The following is a 19,702-nucleotide window of genomic DNA, read 5'->3' as shown; positions in this document are numbered from 1 at the left end:
TGGCATGCGGGTCTGGTGCGTGACGTAGACTGTGCAACCGTGGATTACATTTCAACGCGCGATACCGCAGGCACAACCTACAAGTTCACCGACATTCTGCTCACCGGCTTAAGCCCGGACGGCGGCTTGTTCCTCCCCGTCGAGTACCCGCAGCTGACCCCTGAGCAGCTCGATAGCTGGCGCACGCTGCTCGCCGAGCGCGGGTACGCGGCACTTGCCGCAGAGGTCCTCAAGCTTTTTATCGACGACATCCCGCACGCCGACATCGAAGCGATCACGGCCCGCGCCTACCGCACCCCAGTATTTAACGACGCCGCCATCGTCCCCGTGACCAAACTCGAGGACGACCTGTGGCTGGCGCACCTCTCTGAGGGGCCAACCGCGGCGTTTAAAGATATGGCGATGCAGCTGCTCGGCGAGCTCTTCGAGTACGAGCTTGGCCGCCGCGGCCGCCACCTGAACATCCTGGGCGCCACTAGCGGCGATACCGGCTCATCTGCCGAGTACGCGATGCGCGGCCGCAACAACATCCGCGTGTTTATGCTCACCCCGGCCGGACGGATGACGCCGTTCCAACAAGCTCAAATGTTCGGCCTTGATGACCCGAACATCTTCAACATCGCCCTCGATGGCGTCTTCGACGACTGCCAGGATGTGGTCAAGGCCGTCAACGGGGATGCCGACTTCAAGGCCAAGTACGCCATCGGCGCCGTCAACTCGATCAACTGGGCGCGCCTGCTTGCCCAGACCGTCTACTACATCTCGACCTACCTGCGCGTGACCGAGAACAACTCGCAGAAGGTGAGCTTCTCGGTGCCAACCGGCAACTTCGGCGATGTGTGCGCCGGCTACATCACCAAGCGGATGGGCCTGCCCGTTGACCGCCTGATCGTTGCCACCAACGAGAACGACGTCCTCGACGAGTTCTTCCGCACCGGCCAGTACCGCCCGCGCAGCGCTGCTGAGACCCAGGCGACGTCCTCACCGTCGATGGATATCTCGAAGGCGTCGAACTTCGAGCGCATGATGTTCGACGCCGTCGGGCGCGACGCAGCGCTGACCAGCGAGCTGTTCGGCACCAAGGTCAACGACGGCGGCTTCGATGCTGAGGACTTCGGCGGTGCAGACGTCCTCGACCGCATCCGCGACGCGTTCGGATTCTGCTCCTCCTCGTCCACCCACGCTGACCGCGTGGCGACCATCCGCGAGGTCCACGAGCGCTCGGGCGTGCTGATTGACCCGCACACCGCCGACGGTGTCCACGCCGCCCGTGCCGTCAGTGGCGACGTCGACACCCCAGTCGTCGTGCTTGAGACCGCGCTGCCGGTGAAGTTCGCCGAGACCATCGTCGCGGCCACTGGCACCCAGCCGGAGGTGCCGGAGCGCTTCCGTGGCATCATGGACCAACCACGGCACGTCACCGAATTGCCGAATGACGCCGAAGCCGTGAAGGCCTTTATCCAAGACTCCATTGAAGGGAAGTAGCACATGGCACAGGAACAGTTCGCAGGCCCGGAGTACTTCACCGAGTTCGACCCGGAGAAGTTCATCCGTGACATGAAGATCCAAAAGGAAGAGGCCGCCAAGGGCGACCCTGCCTTCGCCGACGATGAAGCGGGCGATGAGCAGTAGCGGCGACCTCGCCAAGAAATACCAGCCCGAAGACGGGCAACAGTGGACGTTCCCGGAGCCGGTCGCCCCGCTAGGGCAGCCGGCGCCTCGGCGCGGGCTGGGTGGTGGCGCGTGGTTCACTATCGTCGTCGCCGCGCTGTGCTTGGTCGGGATGGTGGTGTGGCTGGGCCTGCACACCTCTGAAATAGACACGCGCACGGCCGAGGAGCGCCAAGCCCAGGAAGCCGTCCAGCGCCCCGGGGAGCAGCCGCCTGCCGATACAGGTAACCGGATTCTTGTGCCCGCGTTCGCACCGTGGGCGCCGGGCTCGCTGATCCAGTCCACGGACCACTACCCGGAGCCGGGGGAGCGCTTCACCGCGCAGTCCTGCACCGTCGCGTTCACCTTCTCAGGTGCCGACGGCCGCTCCTACGCCGTCACCGCCGGGCACTGCGGGCGCGAAGGCAACCTGGTGTGGCCGAAGGGGGCGTCGGACACCAACGACTACTCGCAGGAGGTCGGCAGGTTTATCTACTCCGGGCTCTACACCCCGGACGTGGAAGATCCGCAGGCCGAACGCATCGACGTCGGCATCATCGAGATCTACGACACGGACCGCGCCGTCCCGCTCGTAGGTGACCCGATCCCAACGGGCATCGGCGCCGACATTGGGCCCGTTGACCGCGTTTGCAAAACGGGCGGAACCACCGGCTACACCTGCGGTCACTTCGAGGCCGCGGAGCGCGTCCAGATCGTGACCGCCCACGACGACGAAGAGCAACGTGAGTCCCGCGGCGACATCGCGGGTGTGTGCGCCTCCTCCGGCGACTCGGGCGGCCCCGTCTTCGCCGACGTGAACGGGCGGGCCACCATCATCGGTGTGGTTTCCGGGACGGAAGCCGACCGTTCAGGGGAGGAGTGCTGGGAAGGCATGGAGGACCCGATCATGATGTCCTACTCCAATGTCGACCAAATCCTGAGCGTCATCGAGCGCGTCGTGCCGGACGCCCAGTGGGTCGAACAGCAGTGGTGAGCTACTGAGTATCGGGCGTCGTGTTCGTCTGCAGGTCGTGCTTGCCCTTGTTATCAATCTCGAGCGTGGTCACTTCGCCCGCCCCATAGACCTGGTAAATCACCTCGACGAAGCCGTCGGGCAGGCCGACCTCCTCCCACATTGCGACCAGGCTGTCGCGATCAGCCTCGTCGGCCACGTTCATCCACGTTACCTTGACTTTCTGCCCGAACGGGTAGTGCAGGAACCCGACGAAGTCGGCGTCATACCCCACAGCGAGGCGCATGAGCTGCGCAATCGATTCCGGTGCGGGCGCATCGTGGCAGTAGTCCCACAAACTCACATTGAGGTTGCTGCCCGTGCGAAGCTCAACGCCGGGGATGCAGTTTTGCTGCAGCAAACGCGACAGGTGGCCCGAGAACGAGTCCACATCCTGCACCGCGGTATCCGTGATATCGCCGCGCACCGCCGCGCCGCGGTGCGCCTCGTGCACCTCCGCGTTCGCGATCAGGTACGGCCGAATGCTCGCCTCTATCGACGCAACATCGGCCTGTGGCGCCTCCGGTAAAAACACCAGCTCGCGCTGCAGCCGCGTTTCCTGCGGGGCATTGTGCTGGTAGCCGTAGAGCGCAACTGCCAGCGAAGCCAACACCACCACAAGCGCGCCGTAGACCACCACGAACACCGCCGTCGGCACCCGACGAAGCAAAGCGGCAGACTGAGCGGAGTCATCAGTGGTGGTGTGCAACATGACGTAAATAGTAACCGAAGTACACTTGAACCCATGCCTATACCCGAGTTCATCGTGCAGACCCGAAAGAAGATCGGAACCGACCCAATGTGGGTTCCCTCCGTATGCGCCGTCGTGCTGCGGGATTCCACCGCGGACACCCCGTGGGCAGTGCCCGAAGTGCTCCTCGTCCGCCGCGCGGACAACGAGGAGTGGACGCCCGTGACCGGCATCGCCGACCCGGGTGAGGACGCCCACGACGCCGCGGTGCGCGAGGTGCTCGAAGAGACCGGTATCAAGGCCACCCCGGCAGCGATCCTCGGCGTCGGCGCCATCGGCCCCGTCACACACGACAATGGGGACGTCGCAAGCTACATGTCGACGCAGATCCGCCTCGAAGCCGTCGACCCCTCTCAGGAGCCAGTCGTCGGTGACGACGAATCCATCGACGTCGGCTGGTTCCCGCTCTCCCACATGCCGGTCACGGACGCGAAGTGGCGTCTCGTCATCGGCGACGCCGCCGCCCAGCGCAAGCGCCCCGAGGGCTTCCAGCCACGCATGGGCTTTAGCAAGCGCAACTAATGCGGTTCGGCGTCGACGTATCCGAGCACCAGGCAGGCTTCGACTTCACCGCCTGCCCGCTCGACTTCGCCATCATTCGCACCACCGACGGCACCTACCAGGACCACGCGTTCCCCACCCTGTTTGTCGACGCCCACTCCGCCCACCTCAACGTGTCCACCTACCACTTCCTGCGCAGCCCGTCAGAGGGAACCAGCGTGGCTGAGCAGGTGGAAGCCAGCGTCGAGGTACTCCAGCGCGGCCCCGGCGCCATGCAGTGCCCGATGTGGCTCGACGTGGAAAGCCCCGCTGGGCTCACGCTTGCCGACGTCCGCGCCGCCTACGACACCTTCCAGCGGTTCGGGGTGCGCGTTGCTGGCGTCTACACGAATGCCTGGTATTGGCGCCGATACATGCGCCTGGCCCGCCCCTCCCAGTTCGGCGCCCTCTGGCTTGCCGACTGGGGCTCCAACAATCCAGCCTTCCCCGGTGTCGACGCCTGGCCGACCCCACTCGGCATGGGCACCCCCGAGGTGTGGCAGTACACCTCCCGCGGCTTCATCGGGGGATTCACGGTGGACCTCAACGCATGGAGGCAAGCATGATGAAGGGTGTGCGCGCCGTGTTGGCAGTCGTGGTGTGCGTCGGATGCGTTATGACACCACCCGCCAACGCGCAGCTGTTGGGGAAAGGCGATAGCGATCCCTTGCCCGCGGCCCCGCTCGAGTCGTACGAGCGCAACATCGCGGCCCCACCGCAGCGCTGCACCGATTTCGAGATTGTGATTGCCGCCGGCACCGGCGACTCCAACCAGGGCGACGACCCGCTGCACGTGCGCGGACTGCGACCTGGCTCGACCCTGCTCGCCGACGTCGACGCAGCTGGCGGAAGCGTGTCTGCCTGGCAGGTGCCGTACACGGCGTCGGTTGGCGTGCTTGGTACGCTGGGCGAGACCAGGACGAACATGGCGCTGCCGTACGGGGCGTCGCTGGATACGGGCAAGCGCGCGGTGCGCACGCACCTCGCCACGCTCCACAGCGCCTGCCCGGACGCGAAGGTGCTGTTCCTCGGGTTTTCGCAAGGTGCGGGCCTGCTCGGGGACCTCGTGGCTGAGACTCCTGACCCGCGCCTCGTCGCCGCCTACTTGATCGCCGATCCCGGGCGCAGCCGCACCACCTACCGACCCGCGGAAACCGCGACCGGCGCGCGTGGCGTCCGTGGCGAAAACGGGGAGATCCTCATCCCGCTCGACGGCGTACAGCTCGCCAGTGACGTCTCCGGCCTCACAGGCCCACGCCGTGCCGCATTCCACGACGCTGAGGTTCTCACGTTTTGCCACAGCAACGACCTCGCCTGCGCCACGCAGCACGACGGGTTGGCGCAGCGCGTCGGCGTGCGCCTCGCCCAGCCCGCCGCGGCCCCGCTGCACAAGCTGGCCGGGCGGGGCTTCAAGGATTTCGGGCACAACCCCATCGCTACGTTGCTTGCATTGGCGTGGGAACTTGCTGCCGTGTCGAACGTGGTGCGGGATTACCAGGGGGAGACACCGCCGTTTTCGGGAGAAGACATCACCGGGTTGGGCGTGCTGCTCCACGTGGCCGCGCAGGAACTGCTGCCGATGGCCGCCGGGATAGGCGTTCCTCAGCTCCCGATGTCACTGATCGACCTCATCCCGCACGTGATGAACATGATGCCCCACCACCTGTCCTACTTCGAGGGCGGCGACCACCCCGCGTGGACCATCGACGGCGAGCCCGTGGAGGCGTGGATCACCCGCGACATGGTCACCCGGATGCGGGCGAGCTAACTGTTCCTTGTGGTGTACGTCTTGCCGGGCACCGGCTGCGGCACCATCTGATCCAAGCTCGCCGGCCGCAGCCCCTTCGCGCGCAGGCCGTCGATCACGCACTCCACGGCTTGGGTCGTCGTCGGGTGGATGTCGTGCATCAACACGATCGACCCTGCCCGCGCTTGGTCAACTGCAGTCTTGCATGTCCGCGCCGGGTCGCGGTGCTTCCAATCCAGCGTATCGACGTCCCACAAGACCACCGCTTGTCCCTGCACCCGCGCCGCGTCGGACACGGTCGCGTTGAGCGCCCCATACGGCGGGCGGACAAACCGCGGGGAAGCACCAGTGGCTTCCGCAATCGCGCGGGAGCCTTCCTCCACTTCACGACGCACCTCCGGCTGCGAAAGCCTCGTCAAGTCGCGGTGCGTGGCGGTATGGCTGCCCACCGTGTGGCCCGCTGCCCGCATCCGCTGCACAACGCCTGGGTTCGCGCGCACCTTCGGTGCCAACACGAAAAACGACGCCGTGGCGTGCTTGCGAGCGAGGATATCCAGCACCTCATTCGTGGAGGTCGCCGGGCCATCATCGAACGTGACGGCTACACAGTTGGAACAGTCCGCAGGTTGATCCTGGGAAGGCGCCGGTGCGCTGGGCGCAGGGGCCGGAGCGAGCTGCTGCGCCAACGGATGGTTGCGCGCCTGCGGAGGCAGCGCCCGGTAGATTGCTGTGCGGACTTCCTCACCAGCCTGGGAGCTGGACTGGGAAAACGCCTGCGAGCTGCCCGCGAGCGTGTTCGCGACCGCGTGCGGTGCAGTACACAGCATCGCCGCAGCAACGAGTGTGGACACGATATTACGCATTGCTACACCACCATCCAGAGTCTGTACGGGTGTCAGCGTACCGGGTTTTCCGGTTGGGTGAAATTGAGCCGCAGGTACTCGGCTGCAGGCATCGCCTTGAACTCTTCCAACTGTTGGCTATGTTCGCCACGGTAGACCACCCAGCGCTGCGCCGGATCAATGTCCAACTGGCTCCCCACCGTGGCGAGGTTTTTACCATGGCGTGAGCGGAACGTCACGGAGGACTTTATTTCCACAGCGCGCGGCTCGTGCGTCATATCGAGGAGATCTACCTCAATCTTGCTGTCATCACGATAGAAATACAGCTCGGGAGCTACCCCTTGGTGGTGGTAGCACTTGGCGGTTTCCGCCACGATAAGGTTCTCCATTACAGCACCCAAAGCTGGAGACCTCACGAGGTCTGCTTTTGTGTGAAGACCCAGGAGGTGGCAAAGCAAGCCGGTGTCGTAGAAGTACAACTTAGGGGTTTTCGTGAGCGTTTTCCGGGAATTAGTGTGAAAAGGGCGCAGCGCGAACACGATGAAGCTGGATTCCAGGATGCTTACCCAGTTCTTCACGGTTGCAAACGAGACACCGAGCTCGCGAGCCAAGCCGGTGTAATTGATGAGGCTTCCTGCGTTCAGCGCTAACAGCTTCATCATCTTTTGGAAGGCCTCCGCGTTCTGGACGTTCAGTAGCTGCGTGACGTCCCGTTCGACGTATGTGCGGAGATAGTTCTGGTAGTAGATCTCTGGTGGCATATCTACTTGATACAGGCGTGGGTAGCCACCACGAACCATGAATTCTTCAATGCTCATGTCTGGTCGTGCGGTGAGTGCTTCCCGGAAAGAAAGTGGAAGCAGGTGAGTGATACCTACTCTTCCAGCCAGGCTTTGCGAGATCTTCTCCATTAAAAGGAAGTTCTGCGAACCGGAGAGCACGTATTGTCCAGGTGTGCCTCGTTCGTCCGACAAGACCTGCAGGGACGAGAATAGCTCGGGCGCATATTGAGCCTCGTCGATGATGAGGGCAGAGCCACGATCACGGATAAAACCCGTGGGGTCCTCGGTGGCTAACGCGCGTAGCGTTGGGTCTTCGAGATTGAGGTATGTAAATCCCGGAAACTGTTCGCGAACCAACGTTGATTTTCCGCTTTGTCGTGGGCCGGTCACGCTCACGATCGGAAACCACGATGCCAGCTGCCCAAGATGTGTACCCAACTCCCTCGGAATGAACACTATTTCACCAAATCCCTAAAGTACGACTTACCAAATCCCTAAAGTGCAATTTACCAAATCCCTAAAGTGCGACTTGCCAAATCCCTAACGTGGTGTGTATTGATGCAGGCCATATCGATATTGTTGTGGCCGGCCTACTCCATTGTGCGCGTGCGCATCAGCACTCCTTGCTTGCGGGGGAAGAGCAGCTCTAAGCGCGTAATCGGGGCGTCGAGCTCCCCGTCCAAGAGCTCGGCGTACAGCTGGAGCTGGTCGAAATACTCGGACACGGTTTGGGTATCGGCGCTGACATCCGTTTTGTAGTCGGCGATCACCCAGTTATCCCCGTCGCGGTAGAGCAGGTCAACGACGCCGTCGATAATTGGGCCGCCACTACTGAGTCGGCCGAATACCGGCAGCTCCCTGTAATGCTGCGAAGAAAAGGCGTGCGTGACGGTTTCGCACTCCAGCAGCTGCTCCGCCATTGACGCGAGCGTTTCCCGGAACTGCGCGGGCGCACAACAATCCCGGCTAAGCGCGGCCGCATAATCGGCTGCGCCACCGGCAGTTGTGAGGCCATCGAGCGTCGCGCGCTCCATCATTGCGTGCAGCGCGGTGCCCACTGCCGCGCCGTGCTCAGCGCGAGCCTCCCCAGCAACCACTAACGCCGGGTCGAGTGAGGCCGTCTCCCGCGTGAGGCCAAGCCTTGCGACGTCAGCGTCTCGAGCATGAGCCACCGCCGTGCTGGCGACACGGCGTGGACGAGCCGACTGCCACGCGATCTCGGATGCGTGAAGATGCGGCAGTCCCTCGGCGTTCGGCTCTGTGAGCGGGGTGGCGGAAGTTTTGAAGTCGTAGTCGTATACCGGGATGTCCTCCGCAGCAATCGCTTCCGGGATTGCGCCCTCGGCGATCGTGTTCTCGATGGCCGTATTGAACGCCCTCGATGCCACGCTGTTTGGGTTATCAGTTCGCTTACACACCACTAGGTGGTCACGCGTCCGCGTCGCGGCGACGTAGAAGAGGCGGGCGCGCTCGGCGGCGTCGGCAAGCTTTTCGTGCTCGAGGATCTCCCGCGAACGCGGGGAGGCGAGCCGGAACTCGCTGTACTCCAACACATGGTCCGCAGGGTGCGGGCGGCTGACCTGAGGGTTGTTGTTCCGGCCGCCATACATCCCAGCCAAAATGACCATCGGGAACTCCCGCCCCTTGGACGCGTGCAGCGTCAGAATGCGCACCCCGCCCGCAGTCGTGCTCTCCGGGTCGGTGATCTGATGACGCTCGTTGGCCAACGAATCAGTCCACGCGGTGTATTCGCGCAGGGTGCCGTGAGTCGCCTCGGTAAACGCGCGCGCATTGTGCTTCACGAACTCGAGACGGCGCAGCGCCTCCAAGGGGAACGCGCTTCGCGCAGCGGCCAGCTCCACCATGTTCAGTTGGTCGCACGCCCAGGACACCAGCGCACCGACGGACATTTCGCGGGAAGCATCATGCAGCTTCAAGATGAGGTTGAGAGCATCCGGAATGCGCCCAGTCAGGTCGTGCAATCGCGGCCCGTAAATGTTCAAACTGTTGCCCGCAGCGGCCCATTGCGCCAGCTCAAGGTCAGAAATGCCCAGCAAGCTCGTGCGCAGCGCAGCACCCACCGACAGCGATTCCGCCGGATCAGCCGCCGCGTGCAGCACGACGTGGAGCTCCTCGATCTCAGGGGCCAGATACGTCAGCGCAGCGCCCTCCGGGACGTAGGGCACGTCATGCGCATCAAGAAACGCCATTAACGACGCCGCCTGACGGTGCGTGCGCACCAGAATCGCAATGTCGTGCGGCTCCAACCCGACCAGGGTCTCATACGAAGTGCCGTCGTCACGTACAACCTTTTTGCGGCGCTGCCAGTCTTCAGCGAGTGCCTGCTTGATAATGCTCAGGATGAGGCGGCACTCAGCCTCCTCCTTGGACAGATTGTCCTCCTTGATGGCTTCGTAATGTGCGACGCTCGTACGGCTGTTGAAGCCTGCCAGCTCTGGGGCATTATCAAGCCCAGGCCGCGCGTCCAGTGCGGTAAAGGCAACTTCCCGAGGCACAAGGTTCGGGTCAGGTTCCTTGCTTGTAGCCATGGCGTTCGGGAAATAGCGCGAGAAGACCTGGTTGGACCAGTCCAACACCTTCGAGGTGGAGCGGAAGTTCGTAGTCAGCTCGACGACCTCGCAGTCCTGCGCGTCACGGGCAGCAAGGTACGTGTCCAGGTCCGCATGGCGGAACCTGTAGATCGACTGCTTCGGGTCACCCACCGTGAACAAGGCCCCGGGAGTGAGCTTCCCGGTAGCAGGGTCAGTGGCAATCGCGCGCACAATGCGTAACTGAGCAGGGTCGGTGTCCTGGAACTCGTCCACAAGCAGGTGCGTAAACCGCGTGTGCACGTCCTCCCGGACATGCGGGTGGTGCTTCAACAGCTGGTCCGCCAGGTACACCAGGTCACCGAACTGGAGCTCACCAGTGCGGTGGCGTCGACGTGTGTTATCCAACACAATCAACGCCAACGACGCGCGAAGCACCGCTTTGGGACGCGCCGCTTGCCTTTCCACGTTCTCGTTCCAGGAGTCCCAGACACGCTCACACGCCGACTTGATCTCCTTCACAACCGTTCCGCCCCAGTTCGCCTTTCGGCCACCGTTGCCCTTGCGGAACTTTCCCACCTTCGTGAAATCACCCGCGGCGATCCGCAGCTGAAGTTCCGTAACTTGCTCTCCCAAGGTCAACGCAAACGCATCTTCAGGGTCTGAGCACTCATCGAGGGTGCGCTTGAGCTCACCCACGATTCGCATGGCTGCGTCCTCATCGAACACGAACGCCTCCGGCAGGGTAGCTGCGATCGTCGGCTCCAACTCACCCCAGTTGTCGTCCATGTATTGGGCAAGCTGCAGCAGCGAAGACATCGAACCGTTCTCGCCAGCGAAATGCTCCAGGGCTTCGCGGAAGTCGGCGTCGAGAATCTTGCCGCCGCTCAGCTCAGCGATCGGGAAGACCCCTTCGAGCGCACTCGAAAACGCTTCGCTTACTCGACGCCGAAGCATGTCGGATTGACGCTCGGCGGCGAAGTTATCCTGCACCGTGATCTCTGGAGGGATGCCGGCCTCGAGCGGGTAGAGACACAGCAGGCGCTGACAGAAGCTGTGCAGTGTTTCGATGGCTGCGCTGGGCAACTCCAACAGTGCACGATCCGCCACGGGGTTGCCCGCGTGCTTTGCCAGCTCGCGAGCGAGGCGCTCCGAAAGCTCCGCCGCAGCCTTCTTCGTAAACGTGATCGCTGCGATCTGCGTGACCGGGACCTCGCGTTCCAGGATGAGCGTGAGCAGGCGCTGGACGAGTGAGTACGTTTTACCAGCCCCGGCGCCGGCCTCCACGAACAAGGTAGCGTCGACATCCGTGCGAATCCGCTCACGGTTTTCAAAATCTGGCAACAGAGTCATGTTAGTTCTCACCTTCGTTGTCGCCCGCAGGTGTCAGGCTTTGGTAGAGCTCAAAGAGATAATCGCTGATTGTGTCGGCCTGGCGGGCGTAATTGTTCGCACCCAAGCGCAGGATCGGGGTGGGGAGGAAGCGTTCAGTATCAACCTGCCGGGGGAAGAAGACTCCCTGGGCCATCAATTCCAGGGTGTTGCCCAACAGGTGCACGAAATCGTCGTAGCGATCCTGGTCAAAGACAGCAAGGTAGTGCTCCTCATTGGGATTGTCGGCAAACACGAAGTGGAAGTCCACGTCTACGCTCGGAGAAACCGTGATCACATCCTCGCCGATGCCCATCTTGTCTAACCACGCTGCGAGCGCACCGTTGGAAATGGCTTGCCACATGGCTAGGCCGTAGAAGTCCGGCTGGACGGTAAACGATGAGACGTTATCCCACGCGAGCACGTCCTTCTTCGCGATCCGGTTCCTGCCAGTCTTGTAATCCACCACGCGCAGACTTCTGGTCTCCGGGTGGAAATCGACACGGTCGATGAACCCCTTCAGCGATACCTGGCCGAAGGAGGTGTCGAAAAATACCTCGATGTCTGAACCCCGACCGAATGCAAGCTCGACACCAACAGGCATCCAACCCAACTCCGCCTGCTGGCGTTCTGCCTCAAACCAGTCGGCCAGAGCCCTGGTCAGGTGCAGCTCGAAGGCGTGCCGCGAAAGCGCGCTCACCTCACTGAGCAGGGGTGCACTCAGATGCGCGTCGGCGATAGAATCCAGCACCTCACGAGCCGCATCCCAGTCCAACTCTGCATAACTCGCAGGTCGAGGCGACGCATCGAGCCACACTCGGCGCGTCCATTCCTCCACGATCGAGTGGAAGATCGTGCCCTTATCGCGCGGATCCAGGTCCTCGGCGGGATCCGCCTCAAGCTCGCGCATCCCCGCCACGTACTGGATAAAGAACAGGTACGGCGACTGCACATACAGGTTCAACGCCGACGCAGAGAACTCGTGGTCGGCAATCCAGTCGCTGAGGCCCTCAACGAAGCCATTGAACTCATTGCTCGGATTGCCCTCGCTGCGAGCCTGCAACACGGTCATTGTCTGTTGCGTGGATGCCGGCCATGCTCCGCGCAGGGCGTGGGTGAAGCTGGCGGTTCGCCTGCTTGCGGCAGGGAAGTCATTCGCCTCGCAGCCAGCAATTGAGGTGTGGTTCGCTGGGATCCACTGGCTGGGCTCCCCACCGAACTCGCCACCGTTGAGCTGTGCGGCGTGGAGAAACCGCACCTCATTTGCCGTACGCAGAGCGGCCTCGAGGATTTCATACTGGCGGCTGGTCTCGCGCTCCACGCTAGTGCCGAGCTGCTCGAATGACACACCAGCAAGCTCCGGCACACCGTGCGGCATAAATATCGACGACGCGTTGCACACCAACAGCACGTCCAGATCCCCACCGACCAGACCGGACAATGCACCGATGCGCAAACCAGCCGGAAACGCATCATCTGTACGAAGCGGGGTTGCAACCGCAGCTTCCCACAGCGCCTCCTGTGCCGCGAGCACGCTGAAGTCGATCCCCAACTGGTCAAACTGCGCCAAGTTTGAAAACAGAGCCTCCGGCACAGGCCCCTGCACATGCTTCTTGGCCAGCTGGAGCGCCTGTGTCGCCCACTCGCCCCAAGATTCAGACGCGCGAAGCGCCACCAGGTCGTCGTGGAGCGCCACAACCCACGTTGCCTCCACCCGCGCTGGGACCTTTTCGCCATTGACCACGTGATCCACGCTGAATTCTTGCCAGCGAGGCCAAGAACGCGGGCCGTTTTGGTGGCGACTGAGCGAATCGAACCCGAAGATTGTCGGGCGTTTACCTGCCGCATCCTGCCAGCCGATCCGTCCGCGCAGCAGAATCTCCGCAAGCTGCGCTCGTGGCATCGTGTCGACCTCGAGCGACATAAGCCCGACCACCGTGGCGACCTCCGGGGCGTCGAGTAGACACTCCGTTGCGCCACCCACCAGCGGGAGACCCTGCGCAGCGTCAACTAACACCGGGTAGAACGCCTGATTCATCATCGCAACCCCGACGCGGTCCAGCGCCTCTTCTTGTGGGGCAGACGACTCGGCGATGCTTTCCCGGACCTTGCTGAGTACAGCGAGAGCCTGGACGTGTTCATCCGCAACTTCCATCGTGGTGACCTGGGCAGAGCCTTCCGGACGCAAAGGCTCCGGCAGCCGCTCGAGCAGACGATCCTCAGCAGGCGTCAGCCCCACGACATCCCACACAATCGTGCGCTCGGGGATACGTGCTTGCTCCCAAGCCTCATAGGGAAGGGTCCTGACCGGCTTGCCCTCACCCGGTGACGTAAACCTGTCCGCTATCCGCTCGGCGATCGAGGCGATCTCCTTCGGCAGTGTCCTGGTACCAGTCAGCCCCCACCGCTCTCGGGGGGACTGCAACAGCTGCCATACCGCCTTTCGTACACCCGTTCGTGTCGCCGGTTCTCCGGCAAGTCCACGCGCGCGGATCTCTGAATCCTCCGGGAGTTCCTGCAACGCGTGTACCACCAGCACAGCAACCTCAGCAGCGTCTACTAATCCGGGGAATTGGGACTCCACAAACATCTGCAATGACAGGACTTTCACGCCCACAGCCACGCCGGACTGTGACAACGCATCCATCACAGCATCACGTGCACCTGGCATGCACAACACCGTCACGGGGTTTTCAAGCGGATTGCCGTCCTGCGCTTGGCGAACGGCATGGATGAGCGGATTCATACGGGACATAGTTCGTACTCTATATGGCGGTCCCGACATTGTGATGCGCCTACCTACAGACTTTCAAAGACGAGAGTTGCTTGCACCCGATGATCTCCTCCCAGCAGTCCCTTGCTGCCTGATGGAGTAGTGGCGATGGTATGCAAGCGATAGCCCCTCGGTCTGCCGGAAGGCACGTTGCGAGTAAGCAAACTGTTACTCTTCAAACTCGGGCAAACGAGGATAACCTCAGTGCTGTCTGCGCATGAAACATCTCATAAAACTCTTGAATCGGTGAGGATCATTGGTTATCATTACGGCACAGCTGGCGATAAGTCCTTCAGGGGAGGACTTCTTACCACGGTAGGTGAGATAGCCAGCTTCTTTATGTTTCATGGTCGGCTCAAGGTCGCCCCCATGGAATGTCCTTTTGCGAGTTGATAGCTATTGCCCCGTCTGCTCTTCGATTCTTCGATAAATCACCATGGCAAATAAACACTCAAAGAATTGGTTGTTCAAAGATGTGGCAACCCCTTATTTTGCAGCCCAACTTTTAACAACCGTAGGGCTTTCGATACCCCATGCGATACTTACGCCACTTTTGTTAGAAAAGGGTCTGTCACTTTCGCAGATTCTAATAATACAAGCAGCTTTTAGCTTGTCGGTTCTTTTATTTGAGTTCCCAAGTGGGGCCATCGCAGATATCGTTAGTCGACGGTGGGTCTATATCTTTTCGCGCCTAGTACTATGCGTTTTCTTCCTGGTCGTAATATTCGGCCACAGTTTTCCGACTCTTTTGATTGCTTGGATTGTGTACGGATTTGCAAGTGCTTTAGATTCCGGCACCCTCGATGCGGCCTTAGTGAATAATGCTAAGAACAGATCAGAGCAAGAAGCTGCCACCGTACACCGCATTTCTTGGCTCGTAAGAAAAGAAAACCAAAGCAACTTCCTCGGAATGATGATCGGCAGCACTGTCGGCGCCATTCTATTCACGACGATCGGCGTGAATATATATTTCATTTCGTTTGCGATGGCGCTTCTGGCAATCATGTCAATTGTGTTTTTCTTCCGGATCCCCGAGCAGCACTCACAGGAAAATTCGAATATGCAGGGCCTACTTCGCGAAATCAAGAATCACGCGAGGTTAACGATCAAAGAAATGCGAAATTCTCCTTCATTGAAGAAGTATCTTCTACTGGCGATTCTTGTCCAAGCCTTTATGCAACTTCACATGCAATTATGGCAAGCAATTGCGTTGGAAAAAGGTTTTCCGGATGGCGCACTGATTTGGCTCTACCTAGCTTTCATAGCGATCTCGTTTTTAGGATCGTATCTTCCCGTTGAGCGCCTTTTCAGGAAAAAGATTCTTGTCGGAATCGGCAGTGCAGTTTTTGTCCTGTGTGCGTTGCTCATTGACGCAATAAGCGAAATGTGGTACGTGCTATTTTATGGTTTCGTAGTATTTCTACTCATTGCTCTTTCCAACTATTCCACGTACGGGATACGAAAATCCTCGTCAGAGGAGCGCATTAGCGCGGTTACGTCTTTGGCTAGTGTCTGTGGGCGAATTGGAGCCGTATCTACGCTGATGCTTGCTTCAATATTCATCCAAACATTCTCCCCGTCTGCAGTGTTAAGCGTTGGTTTTACCCTGTTGGCCATTTTTGCTGTTGTATGGGCAGGTGTCTCGGCAGGGATAAATGGAAGAAAGGGCACGAAGTCGCCTTGGGCAAGGTGTCGGCCATAAACAAACCATGTGGCCATTTCTTCGTCGGTAATACCGGCGAGTTGTTCGCAGGTTGTGATCTGGTGTGCCGCCATTGTGTGGCGGGCTTTTTGGACTGTGGTGTGTGAGCATCGCACAGTCGAGCAGATTTGGCGATGGACCGGCCTTGTAAGACAAGGTCCATCACGGCCCGGTAATCACTCACGATCGGACTCCTCTGATGATGCCGCGTGCCCTTTTGCCGCGCGGTCAGAAGAATCTTCTCCCAAAGCGTTACTCGATACCCACCATTGCGTTCTCCGATAGTCACCACGGTGTTACTAGATACCCCCGCGCAACACTGTGCACCACAATCCCTTCTCGAACTTCCGGAACCTGGGGAAACGCGGCGGCGCCTTTCTGAGGAATGGCGAATTTGGTGTCCTTGCCCGCGATGCAGTGACAAATGTCGCACCCGTAAACCGCCAGGCCTTTATCTACCTGCGCGTTTGAATATATGGTCCAAAAGTGGTTGCGTCTTTTGTCACTGAACCCTGACCAGGCGCACCACAATCCAGCTAAATTTTCCGCCACCTGGGCAAACGCAACAGCGCCGAGCCGGAAACGAGGAATTTGGTGCGAAAGCTCCGGAGCAGACCCGAAGCAAACGAAGACGGCAAAGAAAAACCCACGGCAACCGCGACGGAAACCGTGGGCAAGCACCGAGCACAGCCCGGCCTCATAGATCAGCAGTCAAAGTAGAGCTCAAACTCCAGCGGCGTCGGGCGCAGGCGCGCCGGGGTGATCTCGCTGTCGTACTTCAGCTTCACATACGTGTCGATGAGGTCTTCGGTGAAGACGTCGCCTTCGGTGAGGAATTCGTAGTCGTCCTGCAGGGCCTGCAGCGAGGCTTCGAGTGAGGTCGGCGCCTGCGGGATGTCCTTGGCTTCCTCCGGTGGCAGCTCGTACAGGTCCTTGTCCACCGGAGCGTGCGGTTCGATGCGGTTCTTCACACCGTCGAGGCCTGCCATCATCATCGCGGCGAAGCCGAGGTACGGGTTGCCCGATGGGTCCGGTGCGCGGAACTCGATGCGCTTCGCCTTCGGGTTGGTGCCGGTGATCGGGATGCGGATCGCGGCGGAGCGGTTGCGCTGGGAGTACACCAGGTTGATTGGGGCCTCGAAGCCGGGGACAAGGCGGTGGTAGGAGTTCAGCGTCGGGTTGGTGAACGCCAGGACAGCGCCGGCGTGTTCGAGGATGCCGCCGATGTACCAACGGGCGATGTCGGAGAGTCCGCCGTAGCCGTTCTCGTCGTAGAACAGTGGCTTGCCGTCCTTCCAGAGGGACTGGTGGGCGTGCATGCCGGAACCGTTGTCACCGGCCAGGGGCTTCGGCATGAACGTCGCCGTCTTGCCGTACTGGGTGGCGGTGTTCTTGACGATGTACTTGAAGTCCTGCAGGTCGTCAGCCGCGTGCAGCAGGGTGTTGAAGCGGTAGTTGATTTCCTGCTGGCCGCCGTTGCCGACTTCGCGGTGGAAGCGTTCGATTTCGAAGCCGGATTCGCGGAGGTTCTTGACCATGGCGTCACGCACGTCGACGGTCTTATCGTGTGGTGGGACGGGGAAGTAGCCGCCCTTGACGCGGTTGTGGTAGCCGAGGTTCGGCCCACCAAAAGCATCGGTTTCTTTGCCGCGGTTCCACCAGCCTTCTTCGGCGTCGATCTCGTAGAACGCGCGGTGCCCTTCGACTTCGTAACGGATGGAGTCGAACAGGTAGAACTCGGCCTCGGCGCCGAAGCTGCAGGTATCTGCGATGCCGGTGGAGGACAGGTATTGCTCTGCCTTGCGCGCGACGTTGCGTGGGTCGCGGGAGAACGGCTCGAAGGTAAACGGGTCGTTGACGAAGAACTTCACGTTCAGGGTCTTCGCTGCGCGGAACTGGTCGAGTTTTGCGGTGGCAAGATCCGGCATGAGCGTCATGTCGGACTCTTCGATGGTGGTAAAACCACGAATGGATGAGCCGTCGAAGGCGAGGCCTTCTTCCATGACGGTTTCGTCAAACATGGAGGCAGGGATGGAGAAGTGGTGTTCGATGCCAGGGACGTCGGTGAATCGGACGTCGACAAACTCCACATTCTCGTCCTGAATGAACTTCTTTACGTCTTCGATAGTTTCGAAAGACACGACCTTTTCTCCTTCGGACGGCGTTGGGAACTCCGCACAATTCTAGCGCGTAGCACCCCGTTCTGTAACAGCTTTTCGGGAAAAGAGGATAGGCTATGTCGCATGTCTGCATCCCAAGGAAAACGATGGCTCGACGGCCCGGAGCTTCCGGGCCAGTTCAAAGGCGATGACGCGATCCCCGATTACCCCGGGCAGTTCCTTGGGCTGCCGAAGGAGGGCGCAGGTGCGCAGGCGTCGGTGGCGCGGCGCATGGGAGGCGTCGCGATCGATTGGGCGATTGCCTGGGCTGTTGCTGCGTTCATCCATGCGAATACCACCGTTTTCGGTGGAACCTCCACGCTGACGTATCTGTTGTGGATCGTGTTGGGCATCGTTTGCGGTTGGCTGTTCGCGCGTACGCCAGGCATGGCAGTCCTCGGGATGGGGGTTGCTCGCGTCGACGCGGAGGAGCCCGTCGGGCTGTGGCGCGCGGCAGTGCGCACGTTACTCACCGCGTTTATTCTGCCCGCAGCACTTGTCGACGCCGACGGCCGCGGCATGCACGATCGTGCCACGAACACGACCGTGATCCGCAGCTAGGGCTCGTCGAGGGGGCGGAATTCCACGGTGCGCTGGAACGCCCAGTTCTTGTCGGTGAGCAGTCGCGCAACCGTCAGGCCGCCCGAGAGGAACAGCACCGTGAGCACGACGGTGGTGGTCGAGTCGATTGCGGCGGAGATGTTGCCGTTGGTGATCTGGTGCAGGGCCGCATAGATGGTGGGGCCAGGGATCATCACGACGGCGGCGGGGATGGTCACCGTCGTGCGCGGCACCCTGAAATGCTGGCCCAGCCAGGAACCAAGAATACCGATCACGAGGGTGCCTAACAGGCAGGCGAGGAAGTATTCCACGTGGGCGTCGACAAGCATGAGGCGCAACACATTCGCGACGGTGCCGAGCGTGGCTGCCAGCAGTGTCATCCTACGAGAGGCGTTAAACAAGATGGCGAACCCGCCCACGGACACGAAGCTGGCGAGCGCAGCCGCCCCGTAAAACGAGGGGTCCGGCGTAGTGCTGACCGTGCTCGGCGCGGGTGCGTCGGTGACCATCGCGACCACTGCCACGGTGAGCATCATGGTGATGACCACCTCGAGCGCGAAGAACAACCTTGGCAGGCCTGATGTGAAGTCGAAGCAGGAAAGATCCATCAGGGAAACGAACAGCGGAAAGCCCGGCACCAGGTACAAAATGGCGGGGACGAAGCCCGCGGAAAGCTCAAAGTCGGAGTGGGGCAGTGCCCACGCGAGGGCCAGGAACAGCAGCGTCGAGACGAGCGCCGCCGCCATCACCACACCAAGCTGCAGGAGGTGTCGACGCGCCAAGCGCAGCCGCACGTACTGGCCCACACCAGCCGCAATAATCACCAGCAGCGCGGTGAAGTACGAGAAATGGTTCAGCACAGCGAAGCCACCGCACGCAAGGCCAGCCGCGCAGCTGGACGTCAGCGGACCCCAGCGCGGGGTTGGGATCGCCTCAATCTCGTCGATGGCGGCGTTGATCTCCTCCGCGGTGGTGTAGCGGTGCATCTCGTGCTTCGTGAGGTTTTCGAGCGCCTCGATGCGCGACGCGTTCACCCCAGGCAGCGGGAGATCCGCCACGAGTGTGCGGAAGTTATCCCCGCGGTGCACGGTGCACGTAATCGTGTCGAAGCCGACGACGACGTCCGCGTCATCGAAGTGCATCGCACGCGCGCAACGCTTCACGGCGCGGGTGACCCGGTAGCCGGGCGCGCCCGCGGACAACAAAAGAGCGCCGAGGCGCAGCGCGGTGCTGGCCTCGACGCCCATGTCGAAGGAAGACATA

15 protein-coding genes are annotated in these 19,702 nt (G+C 61.2%); 8 read left to right on the top strand and 7 right to left on the bottom strand.

The features are described 5' to 3' along the window. The first annotated feature begins 39 nt into the window (after positions 1 to 39). Genes thrC through BJP08_RS05140 form a run of 3 tightly spaced genes read left to right on the top strand, consistent with a single transcriptional unit; the run spans position 40 to position 2,644 of the window. Positions 40 to 1,485: a threonine synthase gene (gene thrC, locus BJP08_RS05145; protein ID WP_071568618.1), complete on the top strand. Its 1,446-nt coding sequence runs from the start codon at positions 40 to 42 to the stop codon at positions 1,483 to 1,485. Between the two features lie 3 nt (positions 1,486 to 1,488). Next, a complete protein-coding gene (locus BJP08_RS11600) occupies positions 1,489 to 1,632 on the top strand; it encodes a hypothetical protein (protein WP_168156175.1) in 144 nt (47 codons plus the stop codon). After that, positions 1,622 to 2,644, top strand: coding sequence for a trypsin-like serine protease (locus BJP08_RS05140; RefSeq protein ID WP_083428422.1), 1,023 nt, complete (start codon positions 1,622 to 1,624; stop codon positions 2,642 to 2,644). Before BJP08_RS11600 ends, BJP08_RS05140 begins: the two co-directional genes overlap by 11 nt. A 1-nt stretch (position 2,645) precedes the next feature. On the opposite strand, the gene BJP08_RS05135 is transcribed toward BJP08_RS05140, so the two are convergent. Then, complete coding sequence (locus BJP08_RS05135; RefSeq protein ID WP_071568556.1) at positions 2,646 to 3,374, bottom strand: hypothetical protein; 729 nt, start codon at positions 3,372 to 3,374, stop codon at positions 2,646 to 2,648. 33 nt (positions 3,375 to 3,407) lie between these two features. Between BJP08_RS05135 and BJP08_RS05130 the strand changes: the two genes are divergently transcribed. The 3 genes from BJP08_RS05130 to BJP08_RS05120 are packed head-to-tail and all read left to right on the top strand — an operon-like array spanning position 3,408 to position 5,721. Next, the gene (locus BJP08_RS05130; protein ID WP_070477922.1) at positions 3,408 to 3,935 is read left to right on the top strand and encodes an NUDIX domain-containing protein; all 528 of its coding nucleotides are present in this window, start codon (positions 3,408 to 3,410) and stop codon (positions 3,933 to 3,935) included. After that, positions 3,935 to 4,519, top strand: coding sequence for a glycoside hydrolase family 25 protein (locus tag BJP08_RS05125; protein ID WP_071568555.1), 585 nt, complete (start codon positions 3,935 to 3,937; stop codon positions 4,517 to 4,519). Before BJP08_RS05130 ends, BJP08_RS05125 begins: the two co-directional genes overlap by 1 nt. Further along, the gene (locus BJP08_RS05120; RefSeq protein WP_071568554.1) at positions 4,516 to 5,721 is read left to right on the top strand and encodes a cutinase family protein; all 1,206 of its coding nucleotides are present in this window, start codon (positions 4,516 to 4,518) and stop codon (positions 5,719 to 5,721) included. The genes BJP08_RS05125 and BJP08_RS05120 overlap by 4 nt, the downstream gene beginning before the upstream one ends. Here the strand turns inward: BJP08_RS05120 and BJP08_RS05115 are convergent. The 4 genes from BJP08_RS05115 to BJP08_RS05100 all read right to left on the bottom strand — a co-directional run bounded on the left by BJP08_RS05115 (position 5,718) and on the right by BJP08_RS05100 (position 13,999). Continuing rightward, positions 5,718 to 6,563 (bottom strand): polysaccharide deacetylase family protein, encoded by an 846-nt coding sequence (locus tag BJP08_RS05115; RefSeq protein ID WP_071568553.1) that lies wholly within the window; start codon positions 6,561 to 6,563, stop codon positions 5,718 to 5,720. The genes BJP08_RS05120 and BJP08_RS05115 overlap by 4 nt on opposite strands. A gap of 32 nt (positions 6,564 to 6,595) precedes the next feature. Next, entirely contained in the window at positions 6,596 to 7,714 is a 1,119-nt protein-coding gene (locus BJP08_RS05110; RefSeq protein ID WP_255364762.1) for an ATP-binding protein, read from the bottom strand. Positions 7,715 to 7,914: 200 nt separating this feature from the next. Then, positions 7,915 to 11,226, bottom strand: coding sequence for an exodeoxyribonuclease V subunit beta (locus BJP08_RS05105; protein ID WP_071568551.1), 3,312 nt, complete (start codon positions 11,224 to 11,226; stop codon positions 7,915 to 7,917). A gap of 1 nt (position 11,227) precedes the next feature. After that, positions 11,228 to 13,999: a PD-(D/E)XK nuclease family protein gene (locus BJP08_RS05100; protein WP_071568550.1), complete on the bottom strand. Its 2,772-nt coding sequence runs from the start codon at positions 13,997 to 13,999 to the stop codon at positions 11,228 to 11,230. A gap of 454 nt (positions 14,000 to 14,453) precedes the next feature. Between BJP08_RS05100 and BJP08_RS05095 the strand changes: the two genes are divergently transcribed. Further along, positions 14,454 to 15,719 carry an MFS transporter gene (locus BJP08_RS05095; RefSeq protein ID WP_083428411.1) on the top strand — a complete coding sequence of 422 codons (1,266 nt, stop codon included), beginning with the start codon at positions 14,454 to 14,456 and terminating at the stop codon, positions 15,717 to 15,719. Between the two features lie 704 nt (positions 15,720 to 16,423). On the opposite strand, the gene glnA is transcribed toward BJP08_RS05095, so the two are convergent. Beyond that, the gene (gene glnA / locus BJP08_RS05090; RefSeq protein ID WP_071568548.1) at positions 16,424 to 17,860 is read right to left on the bottom strand and encodes a type I glutamate--ammonia ligase; all 1,437 of its coding nucleotides are present in this window, start codon (positions 17,858 to 17,860) and stop codon (positions 16,424 to 16,426) included. 102 nt (positions 17,861 to 17,962) lie between these two features. Here glnA and BJP08_RS05085 point away from each other — a divergent pair, with 102 nt between their 5' ends. Then, positions 17,963 to 18,439, top strand: coding sequence for an RDD family protein (locus BJP08_RS05085; RefSeq protein ID WP_071568547.1), 477 nt, complete (start codon positions 17,963 to 17,965; stop codon positions 18,437 to 18,439). Here BJP08_RS05085 and BJP08_RS05080 read toward each other — a convergent pair. Beyond that, the gene (locus BJP08_RS05080) at positions 18,436 to 19,701 is read right to left on the bottom strand and encodes a threonine/serine exporter ThrE family protein (protein ID WP_083428410.1); all 1,266 of its coding nucleotides are present in this window, start codon (positions 19,699 to 19,701) and stop codon (positions 18,436 to 18,438) included. The genes BJP08_RS05085 and BJP08_RS05080 overlap by 4 nt on opposite strands. Between the last annotated feature and the right edge of the window lies 1 nt (position 19,702).

The sequence above is a fragment of the Corynebacterium sp. NML140438 genome (assembly GCF_001875725.1).
Lineage (GTDB): Bacteria > Actinomycetota > Actinomycetes > Mycobacteriales > Mycobacteriaceae > Corynebacterium.
This window is presented reverse-complemented; position numbering and strand designations above follow the sequence as displayed.